22 protein-coding genes and 1 pseudogene are annotated in these 25,195 nt (G+C 67.9%); 11 read left to right on the forward strand and 12 right to left on the reverse strand.

The features are described from left to right. Nucleotides 1-498: 498 nt before the first annotated feature. The 3 genes from IPG50_14040 to IPG50_14050 are packed head-to-tail and all read right to left on the reverse strand — an operon-like array spanning nucleotide 499 to nucleotide 1,892. Nucleotides 499-825 (reverse strand): hypothetical protein, encoded by a 327-nt coding sequence (locus IPG50_14040; protein ID MBK6693309.1) that lies wholly within the window; start codon nucleotides 823-825, stop codon nucleotides 499-501. Between the two features lie 37 nt (nucleotides 826-862). After that, complete coding sequence (locus tag IPG50_14045; GenBank protein ID MBK6693310.1) at nucleotides 863-1,366, reverse strand: J domain-containing protein; 504 nt, start codon at nucleotides 1,364-1,366, stop codon at nucleotides 863-865. A gap of 37 nt (nucleotides 1,367-1,403) precedes the next feature. Continuing rightward, nucleotides 1,404-1,892 (reverse strand): hypothetical protein, encoded by a 489-nt coding sequence (locus IPG50_14050; GenBank protein MBK6693311.1) that lies wholly within the window; start codon nucleotides 1,890-1,892, stop codon nucleotides 1,404-1,406. Nucleotides 1,893-1,920: 28 nt separating this feature from the next. Between IPG50_14050 and IPG50_14055 the strand changes: the two are divergent. Both IPG50_14055 and IPG50_14060 read left to right on the forward strand, forming a co-directional pair. After that, nucleotides 1,921-3,021, forward strand: a pseudogene (locus tag IPG50_14055) (site-specific DNA-methyltransferase). A 352-nt stretch (nucleotides 3,022-3,373) separates the two neighbouring features. Beyond that, a complete protein-coding gene (locus IPG50_14060) occupies nucleotides 3,374-4,726 on the forward strand; it encodes a chemotaxis protein (protein ID MBK6693312.1) in 1,353 nt (450 codons plus the stop codon). 135 nt (nucleotides 4,727-4,861) lie between these two features. Here the strand turns inward: IPG50_14060 and IPG50_14065 are convergent, their stop codons facing one another. Further along, nucleotides 4,862-5,800: a hypothetical protein gene (locus tag IPG50_14065; protein ID MBK6693313.1), complete on the reverse strand. Its 939-nt coding sequence runs from the start codon at nucleotides 5,798-5,800 to the stop codon at nucleotides 4,862-4,864. 700 nt (nucleotides 5,801-6,500) lie between these two features. Here IPG50_14065 and IPG50_14070 point away from each other — a divergent pair. From IPG50_14070 to IPG50_14080, 3 genes are all read left to right on the forward strand, one after another. Beyond that, on the forward strand, nucleotides 6,501-7,232 hold the full coding sequence (locus tag IPG50_14070; protein MBK6693314.1) for a hypothetical protein: 732 nt from the start codon (nucleotides 6,501-6,503) through the stop codon (nucleotides 7,230-7,232). A gap of 182 nt (nucleotides 7,233-7,414) precedes the next feature. Then, on the forward strand, nucleotides 7,415-8,296 hold the full coding sequence (locus IPG50_14075) for a hypothetical protein (protein MBK6693315.1): 882 nt from the start codon (nucleotides 7,415-7,417) through the stop codon (nucleotides 8,294-8,296). Then, entirely contained in the window at nucleotides 8,293-9,030 is a 738-nt protein-coding gene (locus IPG50_14080) for a Fic family protein (protein MBK6693316.1), read from the forward strand. The genes IPG50_14075 and IPG50_14080 overlap by 4 nt, the downstream gene beginning before the upstream one ends. A gap of 52 nt (nucleotides 9,031-9,082) precedes the next feature. On the opposite strand, the gene IPG50_14085 is transcribed toward IPG50_14080, so the two are convergent. Continuing rightward, complete coding sequence (locus IPG50_14085) at nucleotides 9,083-9,943, reverse strand: Uma2 family endonuclease (GenBank protein ID MBK6693317.1); 861 nt, start codon at nucleotides 9,941-9,943, stop codon at nucleotides 9,083-9,085. Between the two features lie 166 nt (nucleotides 9,944-10,109). Between IPG50_14085 and IPG50_14090 the strand changes: the two genes are divergently transcribed. Beyond that, nucleotides 10,110-10,490: a DUF4288 domain-containing protein gene (locus IPG50_14090; GenBank protein ID MBK6693318.1), complete on the forward strand. Its 381-nt coding sequence runs from the start codon at nucleotides 10,110-10,112 to the stop codon at nucleotides 10,488-10,490. Nucleotides 10,491-10,529: 39 nt separating this feature from the next. Here IPG50_14090 and IPG50_14095 read toward each other — a convergent pair whose 3' ends face one another. The 3 genes from IPG50_14095 to IPG50_14105 form a co-directional block, all read right to left on the reverse strand. Next, nucleotides 10,530-12,473 (reverse strand): hypothetical protein, encoded by a 1,944-nt coding sequence (locus tag IPG50_14095; GenBank protein ID MBK6693319.1) that lies wholly within the window; start codon nucleotides 12,471-12,473, stop codon nucleotides 10,530-10,532. Next, on the reverse strand, nucleotides 12,470-13,384 hold the full coding sequence (locus tag IPG50_14100) for an ankyrin repeat domain-containing protein (GenBank protein ID MBK6693320.1): 915 nt from the start codon (nucleotides 13,382-13,384) through the stop codon (nucleotides 12,470-12,472). Before IPG50_14100 ends, IPG50_14095 begins: the two co-directional genes overlap by 4 nt. A gap of 91 nt (nucleotides 13,385-13,475) precedes the next feature. Beyond that, complete coding sequence (locus IPG50_14105; GenBank protein ID MBK6693321.1) at nucleotides 13,476-14,363, reverse strand: 2-dehydropantoate 2-reductase; 888 nt, start codon at nucleotides 14,361-14,363, stop codon at nucleotides 13,476-13,478. Nucleotides 14,364-14,450: 87 nt separating this feature from the next. Here IPG50_14105 and IPG50_14110 point away from each other — a divergent pair, with 87 nt between their 5' ends. The 3 genes from IPG50_14110 to IPG50_14120 all read left to right on the forward strand — a co-directional run bounded on the left by IPG50_14110 (nucleotide 14,451) and on the right by IPG50_14120 (nucleotide 16,591). Then, the gene (locus IPG50_14110) at nucleotides 14,451-14,867 is read left to right on the forward strand and encodes a hypothetical protein (protein ID MBK6693322.1); all 417 of its coding nucleotides are present in this window, start codon (nucleotides 14,451-14,453) and stop codon (nucleotides 14,865-14,867) included. Further along, entirely contained in the window at nucleotides 14,864-15,637 is a 774-nt protein-coding gene (locus tag IPG50_14115) for a helix-turn-helix domain-containing protein (GenBank protein ID MBK6693323.1), read from the forward strand. Before IPG50_14110 ends, IPG50_14115 begins: the two co-directional genes overlap by 4 nt. A 102-nt stretch (nucleotides 15,638-15,739) precedes the next feature. Beyond that, complete coding sequence (locus IPG50_14120) at nucleotides 15,740-16,591, forward strand: NmrA/HSCARG family protein (protein ID MBK6693324.1); 852 nt, start codon at nucleotides 15,740-15,742, stop codon at nucleotides 16,589-16,591. A 203-nt stretch (nucleotides 16,592-16,794) separates the two neighbouring features. On the opposite strand, the gene IPG50_14125 is transcribed toward IPG50_14120, so the two are convergent. From IPG50_14125 to IPG50_14135, 3 genes are all read right to left on the reverse strand, one after another. Beyond that, nucleotides 16,795-17,292, reverse strand: a complete 498-nt coding sequence (locus IPG50_14125) for a hypothetical protein (GenBank protein MBK6693325.1) — start codon at nucleotides 17,290-17,292, stop codon at nucleotides 16,795-16,797. 917 nt (nucleotides 17,293-18,209) lie between these two features. Then, entirely contained in the window at nucleotides 18,210-19,187 is a 978-nt protein-coding gene (locus IPG50_14130; protein MBK6693326.1) for a hypothetical protein, read from the reverse strand. A 415-nt stretch (nucleotides 19,188-19,602) separates the two neighbouring features. Next, entirely contained in the window at nucleotides 19,603-20,628 is a 1,026-nt protein-coding gene (locus IPG50_14135; protein ID MBK6693327.1) for a hypothetical protein, read from the reverse strand. 274 nt (nucleotides 20,629-20,902) lie between these two features. Between IPG50_14135 and IPG50_14140 the strand changes: the two genes are divergently transcribed. Together IPG50_14140 and IPG50_14145 are read left to right on the forward strand one after the other, a co-directional pair. After that, nucleotides 20,903-21,916: a hypothetical protein gene (locus IPG50_14140; protein ID MBK6693328.1), complete on the forward strand. Its 1,014-nt coding sequence runs from the start codon at nucleotides 20,903-20,905 to the stop codon at nucleotides 21,914-21,916. Between the two features lie 63 nt (nucleotides 21,917-21,979). Next, a complete protein-coding gene (locus IPG50_14145) occupies nucleotides 21,980-24,367 on the forward strand; it encodes a hypothetical protein (GenBank protein ID MBK6693329.1) in 2,388 nt (795 codons plus the stop codon). Nucleotides 24,368-24,399: 32 nt separating this feature from the next. Here IPG50_14145 and IPG50_14150 read toward each other — a convergent pair whose 3' ends face one another. Further along, nucleotides 24,400-25,104, reverse strand: coding sequence for a hypothetical protein (locus tag IPG50_14150; GenBank protein MBK6693330.1), 705 nt, complete (start codon nucleotides 25,102-25,104; stop codon nucleotides 24,400-24,402). Nucleotides 25,105-25,195: the final 91 nt, after the last annotated feature.

Here is a 25,195-nt window from a genome sequence, read left to right on the forward strand (position 1 = left end):
GATGGCCGCATCGGCACCGGTTGCCGCGTCGCTCGCGCCGCCGTCGAGGCTGCCGTCATCGGCGGCGTCGGATCCCACGGCGATCGCTCCGTCTGTGCCGGCGCCACCGTCCCCTTGTCCGTCGCTCCTGGCTGAGTCGACGGGGCGCGACATCGGAACCCGCCGCGGCGTCCGTGCCTGCGTCGCCGGCGGGATCATCCCCTGCGGTTTCGCAGGCGGCTCCAGCACCGGCAACGACGGCTCCAAAGAGGGAGATCAAAGCGATCGTACGGCGGCTCGTCGATCGATGCATTCTACACATCCTAGACGCTGGGCGACGTAAAGGAAAGACGACGGGATTCGAGCCGTCCGCAGCCTACTAGGGGCGTCACCGGGACCTCGAGGCTACGGACTACAGCTTGATCGCCGCTCGCGGATCGGTCGCGTCGAGCGCCGCGAGCTTCTTGATGAGCTCTTCGGCCTCGGGGCTCTGAACCGCCGGCAGGCGAATCAAGAACTTCACGTAGAGATCGCCCGGCTCCTTCGGCTTTCGCGCCACACCTTGCCGCGGAGGCGCACCACGGTGCCGCTCTGCGCGCCGGCCGGGACCGAGAGCTTCACGGGGCCGTCGGGCGTGGGCAGGGGAGATCTTCCGCCGCCGTAGGCCTCGGCGACCGTGAGCGGCATGTCGAGGTGGAGATCGACTCCCTCGCGGCGAAAGTAGGGATGGGGCTCGACGTGAACCTCGAGGACGAGGTCGCCAGACGGACCGCCGTTCGCGGACGGCGCGCCTTGCCCGGGAATGCGCACGCGATCGCCTTCGTCAGCGCCGGCGGGGATTCGCACCGTCACGGGACTGCCACCGCCGCCGCGGGGCCGAAGCTCAACCGTCGTGCCGGGGGCGGGGTGGAGCGACGCGGCGAAGTCGATGGTGATGGTGCTCGTGAGAGGTCGCCGCCCTTGAAGGCCCGCGGCGCCGCCCTCGGCCAAAGAGATCGCCAAACGCAGCCACGCCGCCGCCACCGCCGGTGTTGGCGCCGAAGAGATCTTCGAGGTTCACGGTGCCGCCAGAGAACCCGCCGGGAAAACCTCCCGCGCCGGCGCCCTGGGCCTGCCGCGACGACCAGCTTCGGTAAGCGCGGTTCTGCTCCGGGTTGAACCCTTCGCGCAGGCCCTCTTCGCCAAACTCGTCGTAGAGGCGCCGCTTCTTGGGGTCGGAGAGCACCTCGTAGGCGTGGTTGACCGACTTGAAGCGAGTCTCAGCGTCCTTGTTGCCGGGGTTTTTGTCCGGATGGAGCTTCTGCGCGAGCTTCCGGTACGCCTTCTTCAGCGTCTCGCCGTCGGCGTCTTTGGGGACGCCAAGGGTTGCGTAGAGGTCGGAGGCCATGGTGCCCCCGGAACGTAAATCGCCTAGCGACCGCGCGCTACTGCCCTGCGTCGTCGCGACGCGGGGAAGCGGAAAGAGCGGGCAAGCCCGGCTCGATGCGCCAGCTCGTGCCGTTTTCTCTGTGGCAACGGACCGAGGCGTGCTCTTCGGCACCGCTACCGCGCACGTGCACGACGGCGTCGTCGGGGCCGAGGAACGTGGCGCTCATGGTCTTGGGGCGGAAACGCAGGCCAAAGCGTCCTTCCGCGAGCATCTCGTGGGGCTCGACGCGGCGCCCCTGCCCGCGGCTCGCGCGAAGGGCGCGCTCCTCGAGGTTGGCTCGGGCGACGGGGCCCAGGAGCGCGTAAGCCTCGCGCGCGGCGCGGCGATCTTCGAGCGAGGCTTCCGCGCGCTCGATCCAGAGGTGCACGGCGCCCTCGGGCGTCGCGTCGGCGGCTTGCCTCGCGCATCCAATGAGCGCGAACGCGGCCGCAAGCGCGATGCTCACGCTCACGCGGTGCTGCCCTCGGCGTCGCTCGTCGCTCATCGGAGCGCGAGCATAACCGAAGCGGTCTCTGAGTGACGCGCGCGCCCGACGAGCTCGACGGAGCGCCGCGCGTGGCCGAAAAGTGGCGTCGCGAGAGGCGGCCTCACTACACTTCGATCGTGTGAAGCAAGGCCGCGCCGTTCGCCTCGCGTGGGGCGGAAAGGAGCGCGTGCTGCCCGGCTTGCGCGCGCCCGACGAGGACGCCGCGCCGGAGCGCGCGCCTTCGACGACATCCTCCGAGAAGTGCCCCGCCAACAGCGGGCACCGCGAGGTGGGCGACGGCCTGCGGGGCGCCATCGAGCACGAGACGTCGCGCGGCGTCTTGCTACGCGGCGACAACGCGAAGGTCCTCTCGGCGCTCGCCGAGACGCACCGCGAGAGCGTGACCTTGGCGTACCTCGATCCGCCGTTTCTCACGGGCCGCGTCCACAAGGCCATTCGGAAGGGCAAGACCGTCGGCGAGCGCAGCCTCGACGTGGCCTTCGACGATCGCTGGGACGATCGGGCCGCGTACCTCGAGGCCCTCGCCGACCGGCTCGTGCCCATTCGCGAGCTGCTCGCGCCGCACGGGTCGGTGGTGGTTCACGTGGATCCGAAGACGAGCCACTACGTGAAGGTGCTCTGCGACGAGATCTTCGGCGACGAGTGCTTCGCCAGCGAGATCGTGTGGCGCTACCGGCGCTGGCCGTCCAAGACGCCGAACTTCCAGCGGGTCCACGACGTGCTCTTGCGTTACCGCAAAGACGCGAAGGCGGAGCCACGATTCAAGACGCTCTACGAGCCGCTGGCGCCGTCGACGTTGGCCACCTGGGGCACGAAGAAGCAGAAGGCCGTCGTTGGGAAGTCCGGCCGCCGCGTGCGCTCTTCGAGCTCCGAGGATGAGAGCTCGGGCGTGCCCATGGGCGACGTCTGGGAGATCGGCGTCATCGCACCGGTGGCGCGCGAGCGAACGGGGTACCCCTCGCAAAAGCCCGAAGCGCTCCTCGAACGCGTGGTCCGAGCGCTGAGCGCGCCGGGCGATCTGGTGCTCGATCCGTACTCCGGGAGCGGCACCACGCTGGCCGTCGCGGCGCGCCTCGAGCGAAGGTACTTGGGCATCGACGCGAGCGAAGTGGCGCTAAAGACGGCTCGCGAGCGCCTCCGGGCGCTCCTGCCGGTGCCGGCACCGCCGGAATCGGGGACGACGAGGGTTGAGGGTCCCCGCCGCGGCGCGTACGCGCTCGCGCGGCACGCTCATGACCGTCACGCCGAAGCAGCTCGCCCTCGCCGTCCTCTTGGTGGTCCTCGCCTTCGTGCTCGGCACGGCGAAGTCCATCGAACGCGAGACGGCGCTTTTCGTCGTCGGCGTCGCCGGCGCCATCGCGCTCTTCGTGGCCAGCGGGAGCGGCACCGGTTTGGGACCGGCCCTCGAGCTGGTGCGGCGCGCCGCCCTGGGCGAGACGCCGAAGCTGCCGGAGGGCGCGCCGCCCGATCTCGCGCGCATGGGCGAAGAGCTCACGATGCTCCTCGAGTCGCACCAAAAAGTGCGCCGCGACGTGGCGACGCGCGATCAAGCGATGCGCGACGCAGAGAAGGTGCTCGAGGAAGCCATCGAGCGGCTCCGCTCGAGCGGCAGCTCGCAGCTCGCGCTTTGGGAGGAGGCTCGGGAGCTGATTCGCGGCATCGCCGGCGGCGTTCGCGGCGTGAGCGAGCAGGTGGAGGCCCTCACGACGGGCGCGGAAGAGTCGAGCTCCTCGATCTTGCAGATGACGGCCACCAACGAAGAGGTCGCCGAGAACGTCGGCGAGCTGGCGGGGAGCGTCCGCGAGACGGTGAGCTCCATCGAAGAGATGGCTTACTCCATCAAGGAGGTCGCCAAGAACGTCGACGCCTTGTCGCTGACGGCGGAGGAGACGAGCTCGTCGATGAACCAGATGGATGTGTCCATCGATCAGGTTCAATCGAACGCCAACGAGACGGCGCGCCTGTCGGAAGAAGTGGCCCTCGACGCCGAGAAGGGCGCCGAAGCCATCCTCAAGACCATCAGCGAGATTTACCGCATCAAGGAGAGCTCGCAGGAGGCCGTCTCCGTCATCCAGAGCCTCGGCTCGCGCATCGAGGCCATCGGCCAGATCGTCAACGTCATCGACGACGTCGCGGAGCAGACGAACCTGCTCGCGCTAAACGCCGCCATCATCGCGGCGCAGGCCGGCGAGCAGGGCAAGGGCTTCGCCGTCGTGGCCGACGAGATCAAAGACCTGGCGGAGCGCGCCGGCGCGAGCACGCGCGAGATCACCGATCTCATCAAGACCGTGCAGACCGAGTCCAAGAACGCCATCGCGGCCGTCGAGCGGGGCGCCCACAACGTCGATCGCGGCGTCGAGGTGTCGAACGAAGCGGAGCGCGCCCTCAAGAAGATCCTCGAGAGCAGCCAGAAGTCGACGAACATGGTGCGCGCCATCGCGCGCGCCACCGTCGAGCAAGCCAAGGGCTCCAAGCAGGTGACCGACGCCATCGGGCGCATCGCCGAGACGGTCCAGCAGATCGCGGCGGCCACGGCGGAGCAGGCGCGCGGCTCGGAGCTCATCATGAAGAGCGCCGAGAAGATGCGGCTCATCACGCAACACGTGGAGCGAAGCTCGCAGGAGCAAACGCGCGGCGGCCGTCAAATCACGCTAGCCATCGAGGCGATCAACGCGTCTTTGTCGCAACTGAGCGGCAGCCAGCGCACGCAAGCCATCGGCATCGAGCAAGTGCTCTCGGCAACGACGCGCTTCGAGGAGCTCTCGCGGACGCAGAATGCGACGCTCAAGGAGCTAGGGCTCGCGCTCGAGCGGCTCGGTCGCCTGATGTGACGTGCTGATGTGACGCGCTGATGTGACGAGACCTGGCAACCCGAAGGGCGCCAGGTCTCATCGTCGGCGGTGCGTGGCGCCGGAGGAGCGGAAGCCATCATCACGGCTCGCTCACCCGCCGCGATTCGCGGCCGCTCAGCCGCCGTCGGCGGGAGCGTCGGCGGGCGCATCGGTGGCCGTCGCCGCGTCGTCCGCGTCCGGCGTCGCGGCGTCGGTCGTCGCCGCGTCATCGATGGAAGCATCGACAGCCGCGTCATCGACGGACGCGTCCGTCTGCGTAGCGGCGTCGCTACCGCCGTCGGTACCGGCGTCGCTTGCGAGCCCGCCGCAGAAGAGCTCGACGTAGATCGCCGCGCGCTCGCCGAAATCGGTGGTGTCGGGGTTGCAGTCTGCGGCGACGCCGCCGTCGGAGAGCGCGTCGTCGGCGCAAGCGGCGGCGTCCGCGTAGCTTTGGCAAACGCTCGTGGCCGCATCGTCTTGGCACTTCAAGAAGGCTTCGAAGGCCTTGCCGGTGTCGTCGTCGGGAACGGGGCACGCGTCGACGCACGCTTCGTCGCGGCAAAGGGCCGCCGCCTGCACCTTTGCGCCGCAGCCATTCGCGGTCACGTCGCCGAGCTTTTGGGCGACGCAGCCGGCGTAGTTGACGGCCACGGAGGTGTTGTTCGAGACAATGGCGCCGAGCTTGGCGGACGACGTCGACGTGTAACCGCAGCCGACGCACGCCTTGTTGACGGACGAGTTGAAGAACGTCTTGCACGCAGCGTCGTCACGGCCAGGGTGGGACCAAACGCAGTCGGCGAGCAGCTTGACCTGCTCGGGCGTGCACAGCTTCTGGTTGAACCCTGAAGGCGCCTTCCAGATGGGCTTGAAGGACGCCACGTCGCCCGGGGCGCAGACGGCGTCGCCGCCGTCGGTCTGCACGGGGGGCGGCGCCTTGCGATCGACGGTCGAGGTCTCGGAGACACCCGAGTCGTTGTCCGGCGAACCGGCGGCCGGCTCGTCACTCGAGCAACCACCCACGGCGCTCATCACGAACGCGACGACCGAGGTTAAGCCAAGGGCAATTTTCTTCACGGGAGCCTCCAAACGAAGTGAGAGCGAAAAGGCGCGTCAGGCCGCGGCGACGGCGCTCGCGGACGAGCGGCAGACGCTGAGGTTCGAGCGGCGCGCACCTTACTTCCCTTCCCCGCGATGCTCCAGCCCGGAGGAGCGGGTTTTTCCGGCGGGGCGAGAGCTGCGCGCGGGTCGGCGGAGGCGGCGTGAGCGAACGGAAGAGGTGGGCTTTGTGGGCGAGGCGAGTCAGGGCCTGGCCGGGCGGGCGCGGGGGCGGGGGCCGGGGGGGCGGCGCCGGGGGGCGCGGCGCGGGGGGCGGGGTTCGACAATTAGCATGCAAACTGACTCGCCCGCGGGGCCGGCGGCCGTCCGGCCGGTCGGTCGGTCGCTCCACTCAGGGTGGTCAGGGCTGTGCGCCGTCGAGAGTCGCAAGTTCCGGCGCTCCGGCGCAGGCTGTTCACCATGCTGGCGACTTGACCAACACGAGTGAGCGCTTGCCTTCTGTCTCGATTGCTTGTCGGTCGCCTGTGGCTAGTTGTCTGCGTGACGTCATTCTCCAGCACATGACCGACAAGGTAGCTACCAGTGCCGACAAGCATATGTTCAACTTCGACATAGGTACACATCGTCCATACGCCTTGATGACATCTTCGTTTCATGCGTTGCTACCACCCGACACGCGACCGATCCTCACGGGCAAGCTTCGCAAGGTGCAAACACGATGAAAACTGAAGGCCTAAGCCGTCAGGTAATGACCGAGACGCCATCGCGCGTGCTGGCGTTCTTGCGCGGCGTGCGGACAGGCTCCGAGCTGCAGCTCAAGCTCGCCAAGGCGGGGTACACGGCTGCCCACCACGAAGAAGGCATTCGCCTCCTGACCGACGCGCTGCGCTTGGCGCCCGACGCGCTCGCCCCCGAACGCGGCGAAGAAGAAGAGGTCCGCGCGCGTGCCCAGGCGGCGATGGAATCCGTCGCGCGCATCGATCTGCGACGAGCGCGCGCCGCCCTCGGGCGCCGGCACCCGGATCACGAGGCCGTCGTCTTCGGACGCGTCGCCGAGGCGGAGCGCATGGGCAAGGGCAACGCGGCGCTCACCGTTCGGATGTTCTTGGACATGCTGTCGCTCCTCGAGAGCAAGGACCCCTTCGAAGGCTCACAGCTCGCCGCCGAGGCGAATCGCGAAGCGCTCGCGACGCTCGCCGACCGCGGCTTTTCGCCGGCGCTCCGCGCCGAGTGGCTGGCGCTCTCCAAGGTCGCGCTCGGCGAGACGCCGAACGCGCCGCGCCCCGAGCCGAAATTCGACGACGAGCCGGCGATGTTGGCGCTGCGCGGTTGGTACGCCGAATGGGCGGAGACCGCGCGCGCCGTCTTGAGTTCGCGCGTCGACCTCATTCGCCTGGGCCTGGCGCAGCGAAAGCGCGCGAGCGACTCGTCGCAGGACGACGGCGACTGACGCGAACGCGCGTCCAGGGCCATGCAACGCGCGGGCATGGCGCTCCCGCTCCGGCACGGGTGACGTGACCGCTCATGGCGGCGCGACGCCACGCCTGCGCCGAGGCACGACGCGCATTCGGGCAAATTTCCAGGAGATATCAAGGCGTCGACCTCGGCACGGCCCCTGCTGTAAGGGCGAGCATGAAGCAGACAATCCTTGCAGTTCTGGCGTCGGCGAGCCTCGCAGCTTGCGGAACCACCAGCCCCGAAACCTCCGTCGACGAAGCCTCGGAGCTCGCCTCGGCGACGCTGTCCTTTCCGTTTCCCGACGGACGGGGGTGCGTGAGCGCCCCCCAAGGCGGGACACACTTCCGTGTTCATGCCGTCAGCGCGAGCCACGTAGAGCTGCAGGTCTACGACGCGTCGACCGGCGCGCTGGTGCGCACGTCGACGTTCTCAGCGAGCCGGGTGGGAGACGTGATTCGCCTGGGCACGTTCTCATCGACGGTCACGGACGCTAGCTACGCGGAGATTCGCCGCGAGGTCTCGCAAGGCCGCACGAGGACGATCCTCACGCTGTCACGCTTTGGCGAGCCATCACGCGAAGTGGAAGTCACCTGTGACGTCGACGCAGGCCTCGAGAAGATTGTGAACGCGAAACGCCTCGAGTTCGCGACCGCGCCGGACATCGTGTCGGAAAGCACTACCTTCGGCGAACTGCGACCCTCCACTTGCACGGCACCGACTGCGCTGTCGCGCGGTCCCTTCGCTGGGACGCGCGTGCGCATCGCCATCACCGAAGCCGCAAACCGCGGGCAAGCTCAACCGACCTACAAGGCGCGCGTCGAGTTTGTCGACCCGGCTGCGCACTGGGTGATGGGCTACTACAGCGCGGACGTGGCCCGGAAGACCACGGGCGAGGGCTACGAGCTACGTAACAGCTACAACTCCGTGGTCCTCGCGAACATCTCGGTCGGCGGCGGACCTCCACGCAACGCGCTCACGCTCCGCGCCGAGGACCCGACGCTGAAAGACATGCTCGGCGGCGAGGTTGCGATCGGCTGCGAGATCGTGGGCCCATGACGCCGCTCGCGCGTCGCTTGCTGGAGCTGCTTGCCCGCGAGCCGACGCGCGCGGAGGTGGAGGAGCTCAACGAGAGCTTCTCCGAGCTCGCCGCCGCGGAGGGATTGGTCCAGCGGTTAACGGTGCGCCCCGAAGCGGTCGCCGGGGTGACGCGGGCGCGCATCGTCGCGTCGGCGACACTCTCCGGCGAGAGCGGCGCCACCTCGCCGGTCATCGAGCAGGCGCGCGCGGCGTGGCTCGCCGCCAACGCAAAGGTCGTCGCCGCGATTGCGGAGGAAACCGCGATCTCACTCGAATCGGTGTCACGCCTCAACGCCACCGTCTTGGGTGAGCCGGGTCCGTCGTCCTTGCGGCGGACCGCGACCTTCCTAGACCAAGAAGCGTGCGTCGTTCCGGCGGACATCCCCGCGATGCTGGAGCGGATGCTGCCCGCGGTCGACGTGCGCGTGCGGCAGCGCGGGGCCATATGGGGCGCCGCGCTTCTCTACCAGTGGCTCGTTTCCGTGCACCCCTTCGAAGACGGCAACGGTCGCACGGCACGGCTCGCCGCCGACTGGCTCCTCGGAGAGCACGGACACTTGCCTATGGGCTTCGGGGCGCCCGGCGACACGTTCGTGGCGCTTCACGCGTCGCTAAGGGAGAACCCCACGCCGGGTCACGCGGCCCGCGTGGTAGCGCGCGCCGTGCTTCGGTCGACGCGCTTGCTGGCCAGCGCATGTGAGTCGGCGGCGTGAGGCGGAGGAGACCTCGTCTCACGCAAGCCATGGTGGGCCGACGGCGCCGCCGCTACTTCTTCGCGAGCAGCGCCTCGAGCTCCGCGACCCGCGCCCTCGCAGCCACCTCGCCCGCTTTGGCGGCAGCCTCGCTCGCTTTGGCGGCAGCCTCGCTCGCCTTGGCAGAAGCCTCGCTCGCCTTGGCAGTCGCTTCGCTCGCTTTGGCAGAAGCCTCGTTTGCTTTGGCGACTGCCTCATTCGCGCGCGCCGCTTCGGCCACCTCGGAGGGGAGCGGCACGAGCACGCCATCTTGCAAGAGGCGCAGCGCCACGGGCCAGCGCTCCGCCGGCGCTACGATCCACTCGAACACGCACCCGAACGCTTCCGACAGCGTGATGCACGGCGTTCGCTCCGCCTCCACGACGCGCTCGACGAAGTCACCCTCGACGCGATCCCACACGCGAATGCGCGAGCCCGCTGGCGCGTCGACGTCAAAGCAGACGAATTCGTCGACGCCCATCGCCTCGTAGGCTTCGCGCTTCTCCGTCAGCGTCCATCGCTCGCGCGTATCCGAGAGCGACAGCACCTCGACGGTGAGCTCCGGCACGCCAAGCTCCCAGGTCTTCCACGAGCCGTGCTCGAACATCTCGGCCTGCGGCAGGCCAAGCTTCACGGCTGCGTCCGGCGCACGGCGACCGCGATCGTCGTTCAGCGTCGCGTTCCAGTAGACGAACATGTCCGCCGAGACGGCGTTCGCCTCGCCGCAAAGCGCTCGCAAGAGCAGCTTCAAGAACATGCACAAATCTTCGTGCCGAGGGTGCTGGCCCAAGTGCTCCTCCTCCGGCTCTGATTCCGGAAAATGAAGCGGCCGCACGGGGCGCACGTGCCTGAGTTCGGTGACGACCTTGGTCGCGGGATTCGGCGACGACGCCATGCCCGCAAGTGTACCTGGTCTCTCTCGACGTGCCCCGTGCGGTCGCATCACCGGCACTCCCAGCAGGACGCGCGCCACGATGCCCGTTGCAGAACCCTTGATGAATCGGGCGAGGCCGCCTGTCCGCGGACACCCTCGGACGTCCAGCGGACGCTCACCGAAGACGTTGTATCGAACGTCCCTGCGGGGCCGAGCCGTCCGCAAGGACAAGCATTTCGAAGAGGACGTTTCGCTCGTCGAAGAGCGTGTCGTGCTCTTCAAGGCGCGCTCCTTTGACGAAGCGATTCGTCGAGCGGAGGTCGAAGGGCATGCGTACGCCGCGCGGAGGCCGCACGCGAATCGCTACGGGCAGCGCGTTGAGATGACGTTTCTGGAGGCTTGCGACGCTTTCCGCCTGTTTGAACAGCCGGGCCACGGTCGCGAGGTCTACTCACGAACAGAAGTCATCCGTGAAAAGGTGTCGGACGCAGCGGTTATCGACCAACTGCTCGGCGCGGATGAAGATGAGCAAAGCGAAGCGCAACGCGAAATGTTCGTGCCCGGCTAGGGCGCGGCGAAGGCAAACGCTGAGCTCGCCTGGCCCCCCCTACTTCTCGAACAGCGCGCCCAGGTCGAGCGCGAAGTTCATGCTCGCGTCCTCTGGGAGGTGCGCGATGAAACGCGCGGTCTTCGGGTCGAACCAGCCCACGTCGAAGGACGCGTTGCCGCCCGTGTCGTGCGGGCCGCGGCTGTGCACGGCTTCGAAGGTGGCGACCTTCTTCAGCACGTAGCCGTCTTTGCCGCGCCGGAGGAGCACGACCTCGCGCTCGCCCATGTGGCGCTTCACCAAGAGCACGTCGGTCTTGCCGGGCGCCACGCACACGACTTGCTCCCACCCGACCGCGAGCTTCGCGCTCCGATGCGGCGTGTGCGTCCACGTCTTGCCATCGAAGACGCCGACCTGCTTGTCCGAGAGGCGCACCACGGCGCGCGCGCCGGGATCGTAGAACATCGTGAAGGGATCGCTGTCCTTGTAGTCGAGGCTCTCGGGCTTCTCCTTGCCCTTCTTGGCCTTGCTCCACGCTTTGCCGTCGAACACGAACGTGTCGTCTTTGCGTCCGCGTGACGCCTTCGAGTCGCCCCACACGACGAGGAGCCCGCGCGCCTCGTCGAACGCGAAGAGAGGCCAGCGCACGGCACCGAAGTCTTTGCTCTTGGCGCACACCTTCGTCCAACGGAGGCCCGCGCCGCTGTCGTCAGCCGCGTCGGCGCCAGCGTCGTCGCCGTCGAGTCGAAACACGGCACCGTCGTTGCTGACGGCGTGCACCTTGTCGTTCCAGCCACACACGGCGATCTGCACCGTGCCTTCGAAGACCTTCTCTGTCGCGCTACCGCCGAGCGCCGTCGTCCAACGCTGCTTCGCTTCGTCCCACCGCGTCACGGTTCCGCGGGTCGACACGGCGTAGGCCCCGCCGCTCGCCACGACGAAGAAGTTTCGCTGATCGCCAAGGTCGCTCTTCTCAACGGCGCGACCAAACGCGCGCCAGCCCTTCTTTCCGCGAACGAAGAACCGATGCTCCTTCGTCTTCGTGTGCTGGGGCCCGAGCATGAGCTCACCGCGCGACACGTCGAAGGCGAGCAGCGCCAACGAGAACTCCTTGGGCGCGCCATCGCCAGCGACGGACGGCACGGCCTTGAAGCCGCCCTCTTTGCCCTTCATCGCGAAGAGGTGCGCGTCGCCCATGCCGGAGAGCACGACGACGCCGTGCTCCGGGTGGTCACCCACCGAGAAGCCGCCGCGCCAGCCTGCGAGGTCGTCGGGCAGGCCGCCGACGTCGAGGCGGCTGAGCGTCTTTCCGTCCCACGCCAAGAGCACGAGCACGTCGTCTTCGCGATCGTGCGCCCAGAACACGACACGCTCGTGTTTCGCGTCGTAGAACGAACCAAAGCCATTCGCCATACGGCTGCCGTCGACTTGTTTGGGCAGCCCGTCGAGCGATGCGTCGCGACGCGTCCAGCGCGAGCCATCAAGCTCCCATAGGCCCGCCTCGTTCAAGCACACGGTCACACCGCGACCGATGTCGTAGCCAAACATCGCGGCACACTTTCGCCAGCTCGTGTCGTCGGCCTTGATGGGCAAGTCGCCGGTCAGAAGCTCGAGCGTCCCCTTCCCTTCGGCGCTCGCTTCTTTGCTGGCGGAGAGCAGGACGGGAGCCTTGGCTCCGCCTTGAATCACGACGCCGAGAGGACCCGGTGTGTAGTCCCACGACCAGACGACGACGGCCTTCCGCTTCGCGTCCCACACGGCGCGCCACGGCTGCTCGATGCTGCTGCCCCGCGCGGTCTTCTCCGCGAACGGCTTCCATGCCGCGCCATCCCAGGCCCACGCCGAGCCGCCCTGGTGATGGTCCGTCGACGGCGCGTAAATGAGCGCCTTGTCCAACGGATGGTAAACGAGGCCGTAGTTGCCGGGCGTGACGGGCTCGGTCGGAAGCGGGGCCTCTTGCGAGGTCGTTTCAGTGAGGGGTCGGAAGACGAGCGCGGTGGTCACTTCGTGGCTCCTTCGAGGATGGAGATGATCTCGGTTTGCTTCAGCGCCTTGGCTCGGTCGAGGACGGTCTCGCCCTTTTCGTCCTTCAAAGAAGCGTCGGCGCCCTTCTTGAGGAGGTACTTCACGCAGAACGGATTCCAGTGGCTCGCGGCCTCGAAGAGTGGCGTCCTGCCCGATTCGTTGCGCGCGTTGAGGTCGCATCCCTTGGCCAACAGAAGATCCCAGATGGCGGTGGCGCGTCCGTGCGTGGTGCTGACGGCGTGGTGCAGCGCCGTCGAGCCATACTTGTTGGCCACAAGCACGGTGCCTCGCTCGAACAGCTCGGTGATGATGGGCAGGTCGTTCGTCCACTTGGCGGCCGTGTTGAGCGCGTTGTCGCCGTAACCATCGAGCGCGTTGACGTCGGCGCCCCGCTCGAGGAGCCAGCGCGCCGCCGCGAAGCTCGTCTTCGTGGCCTCCTTGATGGTGAGCTGCAGCGGCGTCAGCCCGTTCTCCGCGTCGCGCACATCAATCGACGCGCCGTGTTCGAGAAGGAACCCGGCGAGCTCAAGCTTGGGCCGAAGAACGGCGTCGTGCAGCGGCGCGCGGCCATCGGAGCCACCGCAGGCGTTCACGTCGGCGCCGCGCTTGAGGAGCAAGGCCGCGATGTCCAGGTCCGGAAACGTCGTCGCCACGAGGTGCAGCGCGGTGGCGCCCTTCTTGTCGGTCACCTTCGCGTCGGCGCCCGCGTCGAGGAGGGCCTTCGCCATCGTCTTCGACTTCCACTGAAGCGCCATGTGGAGCGCCGCGTGGCCGCCGGGCTTGATGGCGCTCGGGTTGGCGCCGGCCGCGAGCGCCGCCTTGAGGCCTTTCGGATCTTTCGCTTCAACGGCCGCGAGGAGCGCCGCGTCGTGTTCCGTTGCGATTGCCATGCGCGGCATCGTCGCCAACCCTTTCCAGGTGCGCAACGCGCGAAGGTGCGTCGTGCGGATCAGTCCTCAGACAGGCACGGTCCCGATTCCGCTACATCCGGCACGCCTTGAGAAGGGTGCTCATCGCGCTTTGGAGCGGCGTGGGAATTCCGTGGGTGTGTCCCTTTCGGACAACGACGCCGTTGCGGGCGTCCACCTCCGTGCGACGGCCGGCCAAGTGGTCGACCACGAGCGAATTCATGGCCTCCGGCGAGGAGCGCCGGTACCGCGCGAGCACCTCCTCGATGATCTCGTCGGGAAGCCTCGCCCCCTCGGCGCGCCCCACCGCCACACACTCGGCGAGCATGCCGCGCATCAAGTCGCCCACGTCCTCGTCGAGCCCTATGCGGGCGGGCTTGGCGACGATGGCCGAGAGAATGCCGATGCTGTTCAAGCAGAGCTTGCGCCACGCGGCCGTCTTGAAGTCGTCGGTGACCTCGACGCGAAGGGGCGGGCCCTCGAAGAGCGCCTGAAAGGCGCGGCCTCGCGCCGTCGTCGGAACCACCGCAATGCCGGCCCGGCGAAGGACGATGACGCCAGGGCTCATCTTCGTTGCCGAGAGATCAACGACGACGGGAACGATGCGTTCCCACTCGACGTAGGGTTCGAAGCGCTCCACATGCTCGACGCCATTCTGAAGAATGGCGACCGACGTCGTTGGCCCCACGAGAGCGCGGAGCCACGGAATCGTGCCTTCGGCGTCGTAGGTTTTTGCGGCGACGAGCACCCAATCGAAGGGACGCGCGAGACCATCCTCACGGAGCTGAGCGGGATCCGTGAGCACGGGGGCGTTGGCTTTGAGCGTTCCTTCGGGCGTCTCGACGGAGAGCGCCTTGAAGGGTGTGCGCGCGCACACGACAACGTCGTGCTTCGCGCTCGCGAGCGCGGCGGCAAAGGTCCCCCCGACGGCGCCGGGCCCCACGACCGCGATGGCACTCATGACCGCTTGGCTACCACAGGACGCTTCCCAATCTGGGAATCGTCTTCGTCCCACGCCGGCTCCATCCTCTCGCCCGGAGGTAACGCAATGGAACGTGCACGTCGCTTCGCAAGCGTGGGTGGTTGGCTCTATGTGGCGTCGGGGCTGGCGCTTGTCGCCCTTTCCTTCGCGCCCCCGTGGCTCGGCGCGCTCACGCGGCTGGCGGTCCCCGAGGCGGCCGCGCCCGACCGCGCGCTTGCCTTGTACGCGGGCGTGGCCGGCGGTCTGACCGTCGGGTTGGGTGTGGCCGTCGTGGCGGCGGTCCGTGAGGCGCACACCAGCGGCGTGGCCTGCGTCGCCCAGGGTGTTTTCGCATGGTTCGTCGTCGATACGCTGGCCTCGCTCGGTCATGGATCATGGCAGAACGCCATCGGCAACACGGCCTTCTTGCTCCTCGCCGCGCCCTTGTGGTCGCTCCGTCGGGCGAGCGCCAAGGAAGGGCGATACGCTGCACCGGCTCGATGAGCCCCGTTCGTCCCCAGAGTCCGTTCGGTGTTGAGCTAAGACACTGGCGCGAACGGCGCGGGGTCAGCCAGCTTCGGCTCGCGAGCAGCGCGGCCATGTCGCCGCGCTACGTATCGTTCGTCGAAACGGGCCGTGCGCGCCCCAGTCGCGCGGTCGTCGAGCGACTGGCAGACGCTCTCGACGTTCCGCTGCGCGAGCGCAACCGACTCCTGGTTGCTGCAGGCTTCGCACCGGCCTACCCGGAGGTCGCGCTCGACGCGGACGCTCTCGCCACGTTCCGGCACGTCGTCGAATCGCTGCTCGAGAAGCAGGAGCCTTACCCAGCGTTGGTGCTCGATGGGGCCTATCGATTGGTTCTTGCCAACGGCGCGGCGAGGCGCCTCTTGCCGGAGCTGGACACGATGGACTGGATTGACGCCGCCTTCGCGCCCACGAGTCCGCTCCGCGCGGCCGTCGAAAACTTCGCCGAGGTCGCGTGGCACGCCGCCGACACGCTGCGCCGGGAGTCGAACCCGCCCCAGGATTGCCTTCTGCGACTCGAACGGCACCTTGAGGGCATCGCTCGTCCGGCAGCCGCGGACCTTACGACCGAGCACGTGCTCTGCCCGCGCTTTCGCTTCGGCGACCGAGTGGTTCGCACGTTTACCGCCATCGCGCGCTTCGGGACCGCCAGGAACGTCACTCTCGACGAGCTGCGGGTGGAGCTGTTCTTTCCCGCTGACGAAGACAGCGCGCGTTTCTTCCGCGAGCTCGCGGGCGCCGAGAAGTAGCGACCTACGGCGGCGGAACTCGCGCCGCCGAGATCCGTTGACCTGGCGGCCTTTGTCCCGTCCAATCCTTCCCCTTTCGAGCATTCCGTAGGAGGAAGACACATGGCTGACAAGAAAACGATCCTCGTCGTGGGCGCAACCGGCAAGCAGGGCGGCGCGACGCTTCGTCACCTCGCGAAGCACGGCGGCTTCAAGCTCCGCGGCATGACGCGCAACCCCTCGAGCGACGCGGCCAAGGCCCTCGTCGAGCTCGGCGTTGAACTCGTCAAAGGCGACCTCGACGACAAGACGTCGCTCGAGAACGCCATCGGCAGCGCCTGGGGCGTCTTCGGCGTGCAGAACACGTGGGAAGCTGGCGTGGAGAAGGAAGAGACGCAAGGCAAGCGGCTCGTCGCCGTCGCCCGCGAGCGCGGCGTTCAGCACTTCGTCTACACGTCGGTGGGCTCGGCCCACAAGAAGACGGGCATCCCGCACTTCGACAACAAGGCGCGCGTCGAAGACACGGTCCGCGCGGCGGGCTTCACGGCGTACTCGATCTTGCGCCCCGTGTTCTTCATGGAGAACCTCGTCTCGCCGTGGTTCCTCCAAGGCGACAAGCTCATGACCGCCATGAAGCCCACGACCAAGCTCCAGATGATCGCGTCCGACGACATCGGCAAGTTCGGCGCCGCGGCCTTCATCGACTCGGCCAAGTGGAACCGCGCCGAGGTCGACCTCGCCGGCGACGCGGTCACGATGCTCGACGCGGCGACCGCCGTCAGCTCGATCCTCGGCAAGGAGATCACCTTCGAGTCGCTCCCGATCGACGCGGTCCGCAAGAACAGCGAAGACATGGCCCTCATGCTCGAGTGGTTCGAGAACGTGGGTTACTCAGCCGACATCGCGGCGTGCGCCGCGAAGTGGGGCATCCAGCCGCTCACGCTGGAGCAGTGGGCGGCGAACCAGAAGCCGTAAGCGTTCGTCGTCATTGACGAGCGACCGACGAACGACTGAGAGAAGCACCCGGCGCGCGGAGAGCGGGCCGGGTGTTTTGCATTCTTCTTGCCGGAGCCGGCCGCGCGCGCGCAAGCTTGCTCCCCGCGACTGGCGTGTCTGCTTCCAGGCCCGTTCGGGCTGCACCTCCGCCGCGTTAGGCCCGTACCAAGGCCCCGCCCGCGTCAGTCGTGCGCGCCGGAATCTCGATTGGCACCGCAAACGCTCCGCGTCAGGTCCCAGTTCGGTGCGAGCACGGTGCGCTCCGTCTCGTGACAGCGGTCGACCTCCGCCTGCGTCGCTCGTGCGACTCGACCGACGCCCCACGTCAGCGACTCGCCCGTCCAGCCTTCCCCCACAAAGGACGTTCCGCTCGTGGCGCGCACGAGGTAGCGCTCTCCCTCAGGGCTTACAAGGCACACGGTGCCGGGCGAGCCGCCACCGGTCTCGACGACACACAGGCCCGGCAGCGAGTGAACGACGACGACGAGGCAGCTGCGGGCGTCGTCGACGAGAAATGCTCCGTAGAAGCTGAGCGCGGGGTCGTCGGAGGGTATCGGAAATGCCCTCCTGTCCGCGTCGCCCGCGAACGCCTCGCAGGCACCTACGTCGGGCGCCGCAGCGTCGATCTGGCGCGGGCTCTCCGCGCTCGGCGTGCTGCAAGCCACAGCAAGCAGCGCCATCGATAGCAGCCGCGACCACAGCACCTACTTCCGGCCTCCCGGCGCGTCGGCGACTCGCTGCGCAGGGATCCCATCTGAAATCGGAACGGCATACTCCGTCCCCGCCTGGTCGAAGTAGCGAACTCCCGACCGTGGCCCCGAGGACGGGCTTGCGTCGTACGTGACCCGCCACGCACGCGGGATCCGGTACGTCATTGGGGTGTGGTGAATGACGACTCGGCCCTCCTCCAAATCGGATGGCAACGCACGCAGGTACGCAGCCGCCCGAGCGGGATCTTTCAACACGTCACGAAATGCGCGGGCGCTCTCGAGTGCCGCCACGGGTAGCTCAGGCCAGTAGATGGTTTCAGCAACGACTCGGCCCGCGCCGTCGAGTTCGGCCCACGCGATGGACTCCGCGACGCCGACCCCCTCGACATGGCGTGACAGAACCGTCGAGTAGGCTGCGAACTCCATGCTACCCACGGACGGTGTTTCACCCGCGGGCCCGCTGCCCCGAAGCGCTGTGTGCACAACGGCGGATGCCACCTGCTCGGCGGGGATCCCGGCAGACACCAAGTACGCGCGGACCTCGCTGTTGTGGAGACCTCCGCTTCCGGAGTACGGAAGCGGCATCGGTCCCGACGAGCGGCTTGCGATCACCGCGCCCGTGACTTCGTCGAAAGCGAAAACACCTGCCGCACCGCGAACCTTGCGGAGGCCCGACTCGAATGTCTCGGCCGCCCCCTGGCCGGGGTCAAAACGTGAGGTGTCGAGGGTTTGCACAAACCCGCGGACCCGAGCTTCTCCCTCACCGGACAGGTTCCTTGTCGCGGTCATCCCCCGCGGGCGCCCTACGGGTTCCTCGGGAGCTGCGGTGCACGCCATCGCGAGGGACGAGCAGACGAGTGCTAGCCAACCCCGCCAGCGTTCGGCCCTCATAGCGCCCACGGGTAGGTGTTCGTGTCGTAGTTGCAGACGGCGAACCAGTAGTGGTATCCGCTGTTGATCCTGTCGTTCGCATCATCGCGCAACGTGTTCCAGTTTCCGTACGCCATTTTGTAGTAGGCGCGGGATTGGGTGTCGAAGCTGATGATGAAGTTGCACCCGCACCCGTTGATTCCGTGCCCGCCTCCAAGAGAGTAGTCCGGCTGACCACCAGGTGGAGTCAGTTTGCAGGGATCGCCAAGGGTCGGAGGCAGGTCATTGAGGGTGTACGTCCACGCGTTGGCCATGGGCTCGGCGGCGTTCGCCTGCCAGCGCTGAGCGAAGTATCGACCTCGTTCGGTGTTGATCGATGTATCGCCAGCGGTCGGCATGATGGTGGCGAGGTATTGGAGCCCCGCGAAGGCCGGGCGCAGCTGGGATACCCAATACTGCGGTGTCACGCCGTGGCTAATGTCGAGGACCACCAGATTCACACCACCGTTCGTGCCGGCACTCGACCAGGACCCCGAGTTCGTGCTTTCGCCCCACGCTGCCCATCGCGCGCTCGGACCAAGCCAGACCTGACTGTAGATGGCTCGATTTCCGAACGAGCTGCTTCCCGAGCTCGTCACCACGGCCCGGTCGGTGTTGTAGCAGCACACCGGTCCGTGGGGCGGAGCACCAAAACTTCCGGGCGGCCCGCTCCGGCACGTGCCGGGGCCGATCTGGTACTTGCTCGCGTTCGGCGCGTTGCACTGCGCTGACGACGAACAGAACTCGAGAGCGTTGCAGCCGGGGTCCATGCCGTGACCGGTGAAATACCCAATCGCCGTTCCAGGCACGTCGAAGTACGCGTTGTCGCCACCGCCGCTCTGAACCTGCGGATCAATGAAGTCGCTGTCCCAGACGCTCGAGTTGGTGAAGTTGCTACCGAAGGTCCAAGGCGTCGGCGTCCATTGATTGTTGCAGCCGTAGTTCTGGCCCGTCATCCCCTGCTGAAAGCACTTCGAGTTCGGGATAGCGCTTGGCAGGTTACTCGAGCCCTGCAGTGAATAGTCACTGACCGCCGATGTCCGAACCGCGGTCGATTCGGCGCCAGCGCTGCAGGAAGTGGACGCTATGACAAACCAGCAGGCGGTCGACAAGAGCCTAGCACTGACGGTCGGGACGATGCCGAATGCTCGCGAGAACCGAAATCGAGAATCGAGAATCGAGCCATTGATTGCTCCCTCGCTCTGTCAATCGTCGGCACGCCAGGGCGCCGCCAATTTGCGTAGCAGGAGGGCGAGCCTCCCGCACTGGCTCGATCCGCTCGCCGACGAGTATTGGAGGAGCAGGTGTGAGCCTGTCTGCGCCCCAGGTCCCGGACCTCACGGTGGACCCAGGTTGGGGTCCGAACGCGCCTCAGCGGCGCTTGCCGACCGCCATGGCGCTCGTGCGCGCACGGCAGCGAAGGTCGGGCCGAGGGGTTGGCTTGTGAGTGTCGTGCTCACCGTTGATGAACAGAAACAGCGTGTCCTGGTCGAGCACCATGACCCCTGCCGTGTTTTCCAGCAGAATGGGGTCCGATGTCGCTGAACAATACGTGCCGCCGAGCATGAACGTCTGCGCCGGCGCCAGCGCGGCGGTCGTAGAGTTCGTCGTCACGAAGTCGAGCGAGCCCATCCACGTCGTCGCCGATAGCTTCCCGCCCTTGCTGTCCACAAGAATGGGGCTCTGGAGCTGGTTCGTTTGCGAGTCGTGGCCCCACGCCACCCCCTCGAACGCCCCCACGAGGCCTGATGGGTCCTTGGAGGTCGGTGGTGCGGGCAGCTTAAGGCCCGGCGCGTCGCATGCCACGAAGTACGTGATGCGCGAGCGTGCATCGAAGGGGGCGTCGAAGGCCAAGTAGATCAGGCTCCCGACCCACGCGACGACGCCCCGATCCACCTCGACGGTCAGCGGCCCCTCGCCCAGCAAACCCGGCAACGTCACGCGCTGGCCAGCGTCAATGACGGCCGTCGTCTCCGTGCGAGAGGTCAGTTGAAGCGTGCTCGCGGTCACGCGCGAGCCCGTGGTGCTGTACGTCACCTGCACGCCGCCGGTGGGCGCGAGCTCAAACGCAAGACCCCCCACGTCCATCTCCCAGTTGCCCGAGCTTGGCCCTGACGGGTTCTGGTAGTTCTCGACGAAGCCGTTCCCTTTGCATGAGCCATAGGAGCCGTCGGGGATCGCGAGCAGCGGCGGGGGCTCGATGGGCTCATCCGCGGTCGGGTCGTCAGCGCTCGCCGCACGCGGCGCGCCCGCCTTTGCGGTGCCGGGTTGGGTCTGGCCGAGGGGCGTGTCGTCCGCGATGCGGCCGCCGCACCCAGCGACGACCGTAGCGGCGACGAAGAGCGACGCGACGAGGGCTGCGCTTCGAAGCGCGCTGCGGAACGGGTTGTTCATCACCGCGATAGCGGCAGCAAGCGACGTGCCTCAGCGTTTCATCGATTCCGCCCCGGGAACGAGGCCGGCGCGAAGCGCCAACGTCGAGACCGCGCCACACCCGCGTCGCCTTGAGGCCGCAGAGACGCCACGCGCCGCTCCCGAGGCGGCCCCGCGGCGACGGAGGCTCAACGCGGCCGGCGGCGCGACCCCACGCCGGCACGGGTGTATTCCGCTGGCGGGCTGCCATACGGACGCCGCGCGGTGGCGACGCGTCGCATCGTGCTAACGCGAAGGCATGACTCGCGGAGCCGTTCTTCTCTTCACCATGGCGACCCTCGGCGCCTCGGTCGTTCATGCTGGCTGCGGCGATGACCCGGCGCCGTCGGGCAGCGAATCACCGGCTGCCGATGCCTCGCTCGATGCGGAAGCGTCCGACGCAAGCGCGCCCGACGCGCCGCTCGCGGAAGGTGGCGCCGCCGCCGACGCGGAAACGTCCCTCGACGCAGGGCAGGCCGACTCGGACGCGGCCGATGCAATGAGCGGGAGCACCTATCTCTACGCGCATCTCTCGGTGTTCACGTCGCCGGGCGACGCGGGGCCGGGCACGCTCGTGCGCGTGGATCCGGCCACGGGTCTCGTGACCACCATCGGAACCTCCGGACAGCACGACGTGCGAATGGTGTGGGACCCTGCGGCGAGCACCATGCGGGCGATCGTCGACGCGCTCACGGCGCCGCGCTTGGCGACCGTTGACCTTTGCACCGGCACCATCACGGCAGGGCCCCGCATCACGCGACGCTCTGACGCGGGCGGTGACGGCGGTGCGTTGACGCATGCCGAGTGCATCGCTCGCCATTCGAGCGGGACGCTCTTCGGCGGCGCGGACTGGAACGGCGATCCCTTGAACGTCCCCTTGAGCGAGAGCCTCGTATCGTACGACCTCGGCGACAACACGGCGACCAGGCTTGGCGGCCCCTTGCAGACGGACCAAGAAGACTGCGACAGCATGACGGTGATCGGCGATGACATTTACGTGCTCGACATCGCGTCCACCACGAGCGGGCTCTACCGAGTGAATGGCGCCGACGCCGCGACCAGCCGGATTGGCGACCTTCCCAACACCGTGACGCGCATCGGCTACGACACGAGCCGAGCGGCGCTCTACGCCGTCGACTCGGCGAACCGAAGGCTTTGGCAAGTGCAGCCCGGCGACGCAGGACTAATCTTGTCGGCCGATCTCGTGACGGACGCGGGCTCGGCCAAGTTCTTCGACTCGCTCGTCGCGGCGCCCGCGCCCATTTGTCCATGAAGCGCGCGGCGAGGCTATGGCGGGGGGTTCCCGCGGTCCCCAAGGCATGAAACGCTTGGTGCGATGTTGCGCCGCGCCTTCGACTTCCCGTCAGCCAGGCTTCTCCTCGTGGGCGCCGTCGCCACCGCTTCGGTGGTCGCTGGCGCCTGCGGCAGCGACACGTCGGTCTTTGGGGATGGGCCCGTCGATGCGGAGGGCCCCGACGCGTCTTCTGCCGGCGACGCGGCGAGCGCGCCCGACGGCACGCAGTTCGTGCCGGGCCCCGACGCGGGCCCCGAGTGCGTCTCGGCGCTCTTGTGTGGCACCCCGAGCGTCTGCTGCGCGCTCAACCAAGAATGTGTGCAGGGCGCATGCTCCGCGGCGTGTGCCTCGGGAACGCGCTGCGGGGCCGCCTGCTGCAACGCCGGCGACGTCTGCCTTGGCGGCGCGTGCACCACGCCAGGCTCGCCATGCGAAGACTCCTTCGACTGCAACGAGGCGCAGTTCTGCGAGCCAACGCTGAAGAAGTGCCTCCCGCAGCCCGACGGTGGGGCGAGCTGCCAGCTGCTCCCCACCTTCGCGCCGCTCAACCCCATCGTGGAGTGGCAGTGGCCGCTGGCCGACGGCGGCGCCGCGGTGAAGCCTGGCTTCGAGAACATCATCAACATGGCCGTGGTGATCGACGGCGATCAGAACGGAACGCCCGACGTCTACGTCGTGACGAGCTCAAACACGGGCAGCTCCGGCTTCCCTCACACGGAGACGGCCTACCTGCGACGCCTCGACGGAAAGACGGGCCTCGAGCAGTGGACCGACGTGAACACCGACGTCTACAAAGCAGAGAACGAGGTTAACCCGCGCGGCACGCCCGCGGCGGGTCGACTCACGCCCGGGGGTCCCATCGCCATCGTGGTTCCGCGAAAGGGCGGCGGCGTGCTCGCCTTCAACGCGTCCACGGGCGCGCGACTATGGGCGGCGACGACCCCGCTCACCGACGGCGGCGCCTCCGACTACAACGGCTCGTTCCTCTCTGCGACGGTCGCTATCGCCGACATGGACCCGGCGACGGATCCCAACGGGCCCGGCTACGCCGAGGTCGTCGTGGGCGGCATCGTGCTCAACCACCATGGCGCCCTGGTGGACCGCACCATGGCGGGGCAGACGCGCTTCGACGGCGGCGGCGCTCGCGAGCGCTGGGGCGCCAACGACTTCACCTACGGCCCCGTGAGCGTTGTGGCCGACGTAGACGGCGATCCGAACACGACGGAGCAGTTCGTCGTGACCGGCAACGGAGCCTACCGAAAGAACGGAACGGCCCTTTGGCAACGGCCGGAATACCGCGACGGCTACACGGCCGTGGCGAACTTGGACAACGCCGGCGCCCCCGAGCTGGTGGTGGTGAGCGACGGGCGCGTCCGCGTGCACAACGCAACCAACGGCGCCCTGCTGGCGGAGCGCGACTTCACGCTCGCGGGCCAAGACCGAAACAAGAACCGCGGCGGGCCGCCGACCGTGGCCGACTTCGACGGCGACGGCACCATGGAGTTTTCGTCGGCCGGTGGCTACTCGTACAACGTCTTCAAGTACCACCCGGCCGGCGACGGCGGCCCCGGCCTCATCACGGTGCTGTGGAGTGCGCCCACAAAGGATCTCTCCTCGAACGTCACCGGCTCGAGCGTCTTTGATTTCGAGGGCGATGGCGTCGCCGAAGTGGTCTACAGCGACGAGTGTTTCTCTCGCGTCTACCAAGGTCGCGATGGCGGCGTGCTCTTCTCGGTGCCGAACACGTCGGCCACCATCCACGAGTACCCGATCTTGGTGGACGTCGACGGTGACAACAACACCGAGTTCGTGACCGTCGCAAACATCAGGCCCAGCACCGTCGACGGCGACTGCGCGGGGCAATACGGGGACGCGGGCTTAGCGGCTCGCCGCGGCGTCTTTGTTTATGGCGACGCCAACGACCGCTGGGTTCGCACGCGGCGCGTGTGGAACCAGCACTCGTACCACATCACCAACATCGACGTGTCCGGCGGGGTTCCCGCACCGGAGCTGCCGAGCTTTGGCCCGAACGGCTTCAACAACTACCGAGTCTCGTCGCAAGGGAAAGGCGTGGGCAACGCGCCCGACCTGCGCGTCGACTTCGAAGTCTCGACGGCCAGCTGCCCGGCCACGCTCCTTCTTCGGGCCCGCGTGACGAATCAGGGGTCGCTTGGCGTAGCCCCCGGCGTGAAGGTCGAGTTCTTCGCGGGCACCGACGCGACGGCGCCGCTCCTGGCGGCGAAGGCCACGACGAAGGTCCTCCTGCCGGGGCAGAGTGAGGTCGTCTTACTCGACGTGCCTGGTCAAGGGAGTCCCTCGTCGTATTTCGTGCGCGTCGATGGCGCCAGTGGCGTGTCGTTGGTGCAGGAGTGTCTCGAGGACAACAACTCGGCGGGCGCCACGGGCATTCGGTGCCCAACGGTGCGGTAGCACCCGCTGCCGGTCGCCCGCTGTCATGCGCTCTACGGGTCGAAGGCCACAAGGAACGTAAACGGCGCGACGGTCATGGGCCCGCCGCTCGCGCCCGCTAGCGGCTGCGCGCAGGCGCCGTTGCCGGAGACGATGCGCTGCGTCGGGTGCTGCTTCGACGGCTTGCACTCGCTGCGCGTAATCGCGATGGAGCAAGCGCCGCTGGGTGCCGTCCACTTGTTGCCCCCGCTCTGTGTGGTCGAGAGCTCGAAGCCCTGCAGCGGAAACACACCCACGGTATCGACCGCCAGCGGTGCCGTGAGCTGCATCTTCACGGCGAACTTTCCGGCGCTGCTGGTCGCGTCCCAAGTGAAGGTGTCGGGCGCGGGCCTCGCACAGCCGGTTGTATCCAGCGTCGTGGTGGCGGCGCCGCTGAGCGGCATGTTCAAGGTGCAGACGGTCGTGAACGTGAGTCCACCGCTGTCGGGCACCCCGCTGCACGCGACGACCGTGCCCCCGTCGAAGGGCAGCGTGACGGACGCATCGCTCGCCGGCACGACCGCGCCATCGGTGAGCGTCGCCCCGGAGCCGTCGGACGCCGAAGCGCCATCGGCACCGGGCCCCGCGGCGCCGTCGGCCGCGCCGGCCAAGCCCGCACCACCGGTCGACTCGGACTCCGACGAGCAGGCCGCCAAGAGAGCAGCGGCGGCAAGGAGCACAAGGGCGATGCGTGCGGACCGTCGCGTGCGGAGCGTCATGCCTTCAAGGTATCCGCGCCATGCGCTCTCCCGAAGCCTTTTGGAGCGCGCGACGCTCGGAGACCCGCGAGCGCGTTCACCTGGGCGCCGG

Source organism: Myxococcales bacterium, from assembly GCA_016703425.1.
Lineage (GTDB): Bacteria > Myxococcota_A > Polyangia > Polyangiales > Polyangiaceae > JADJCA01.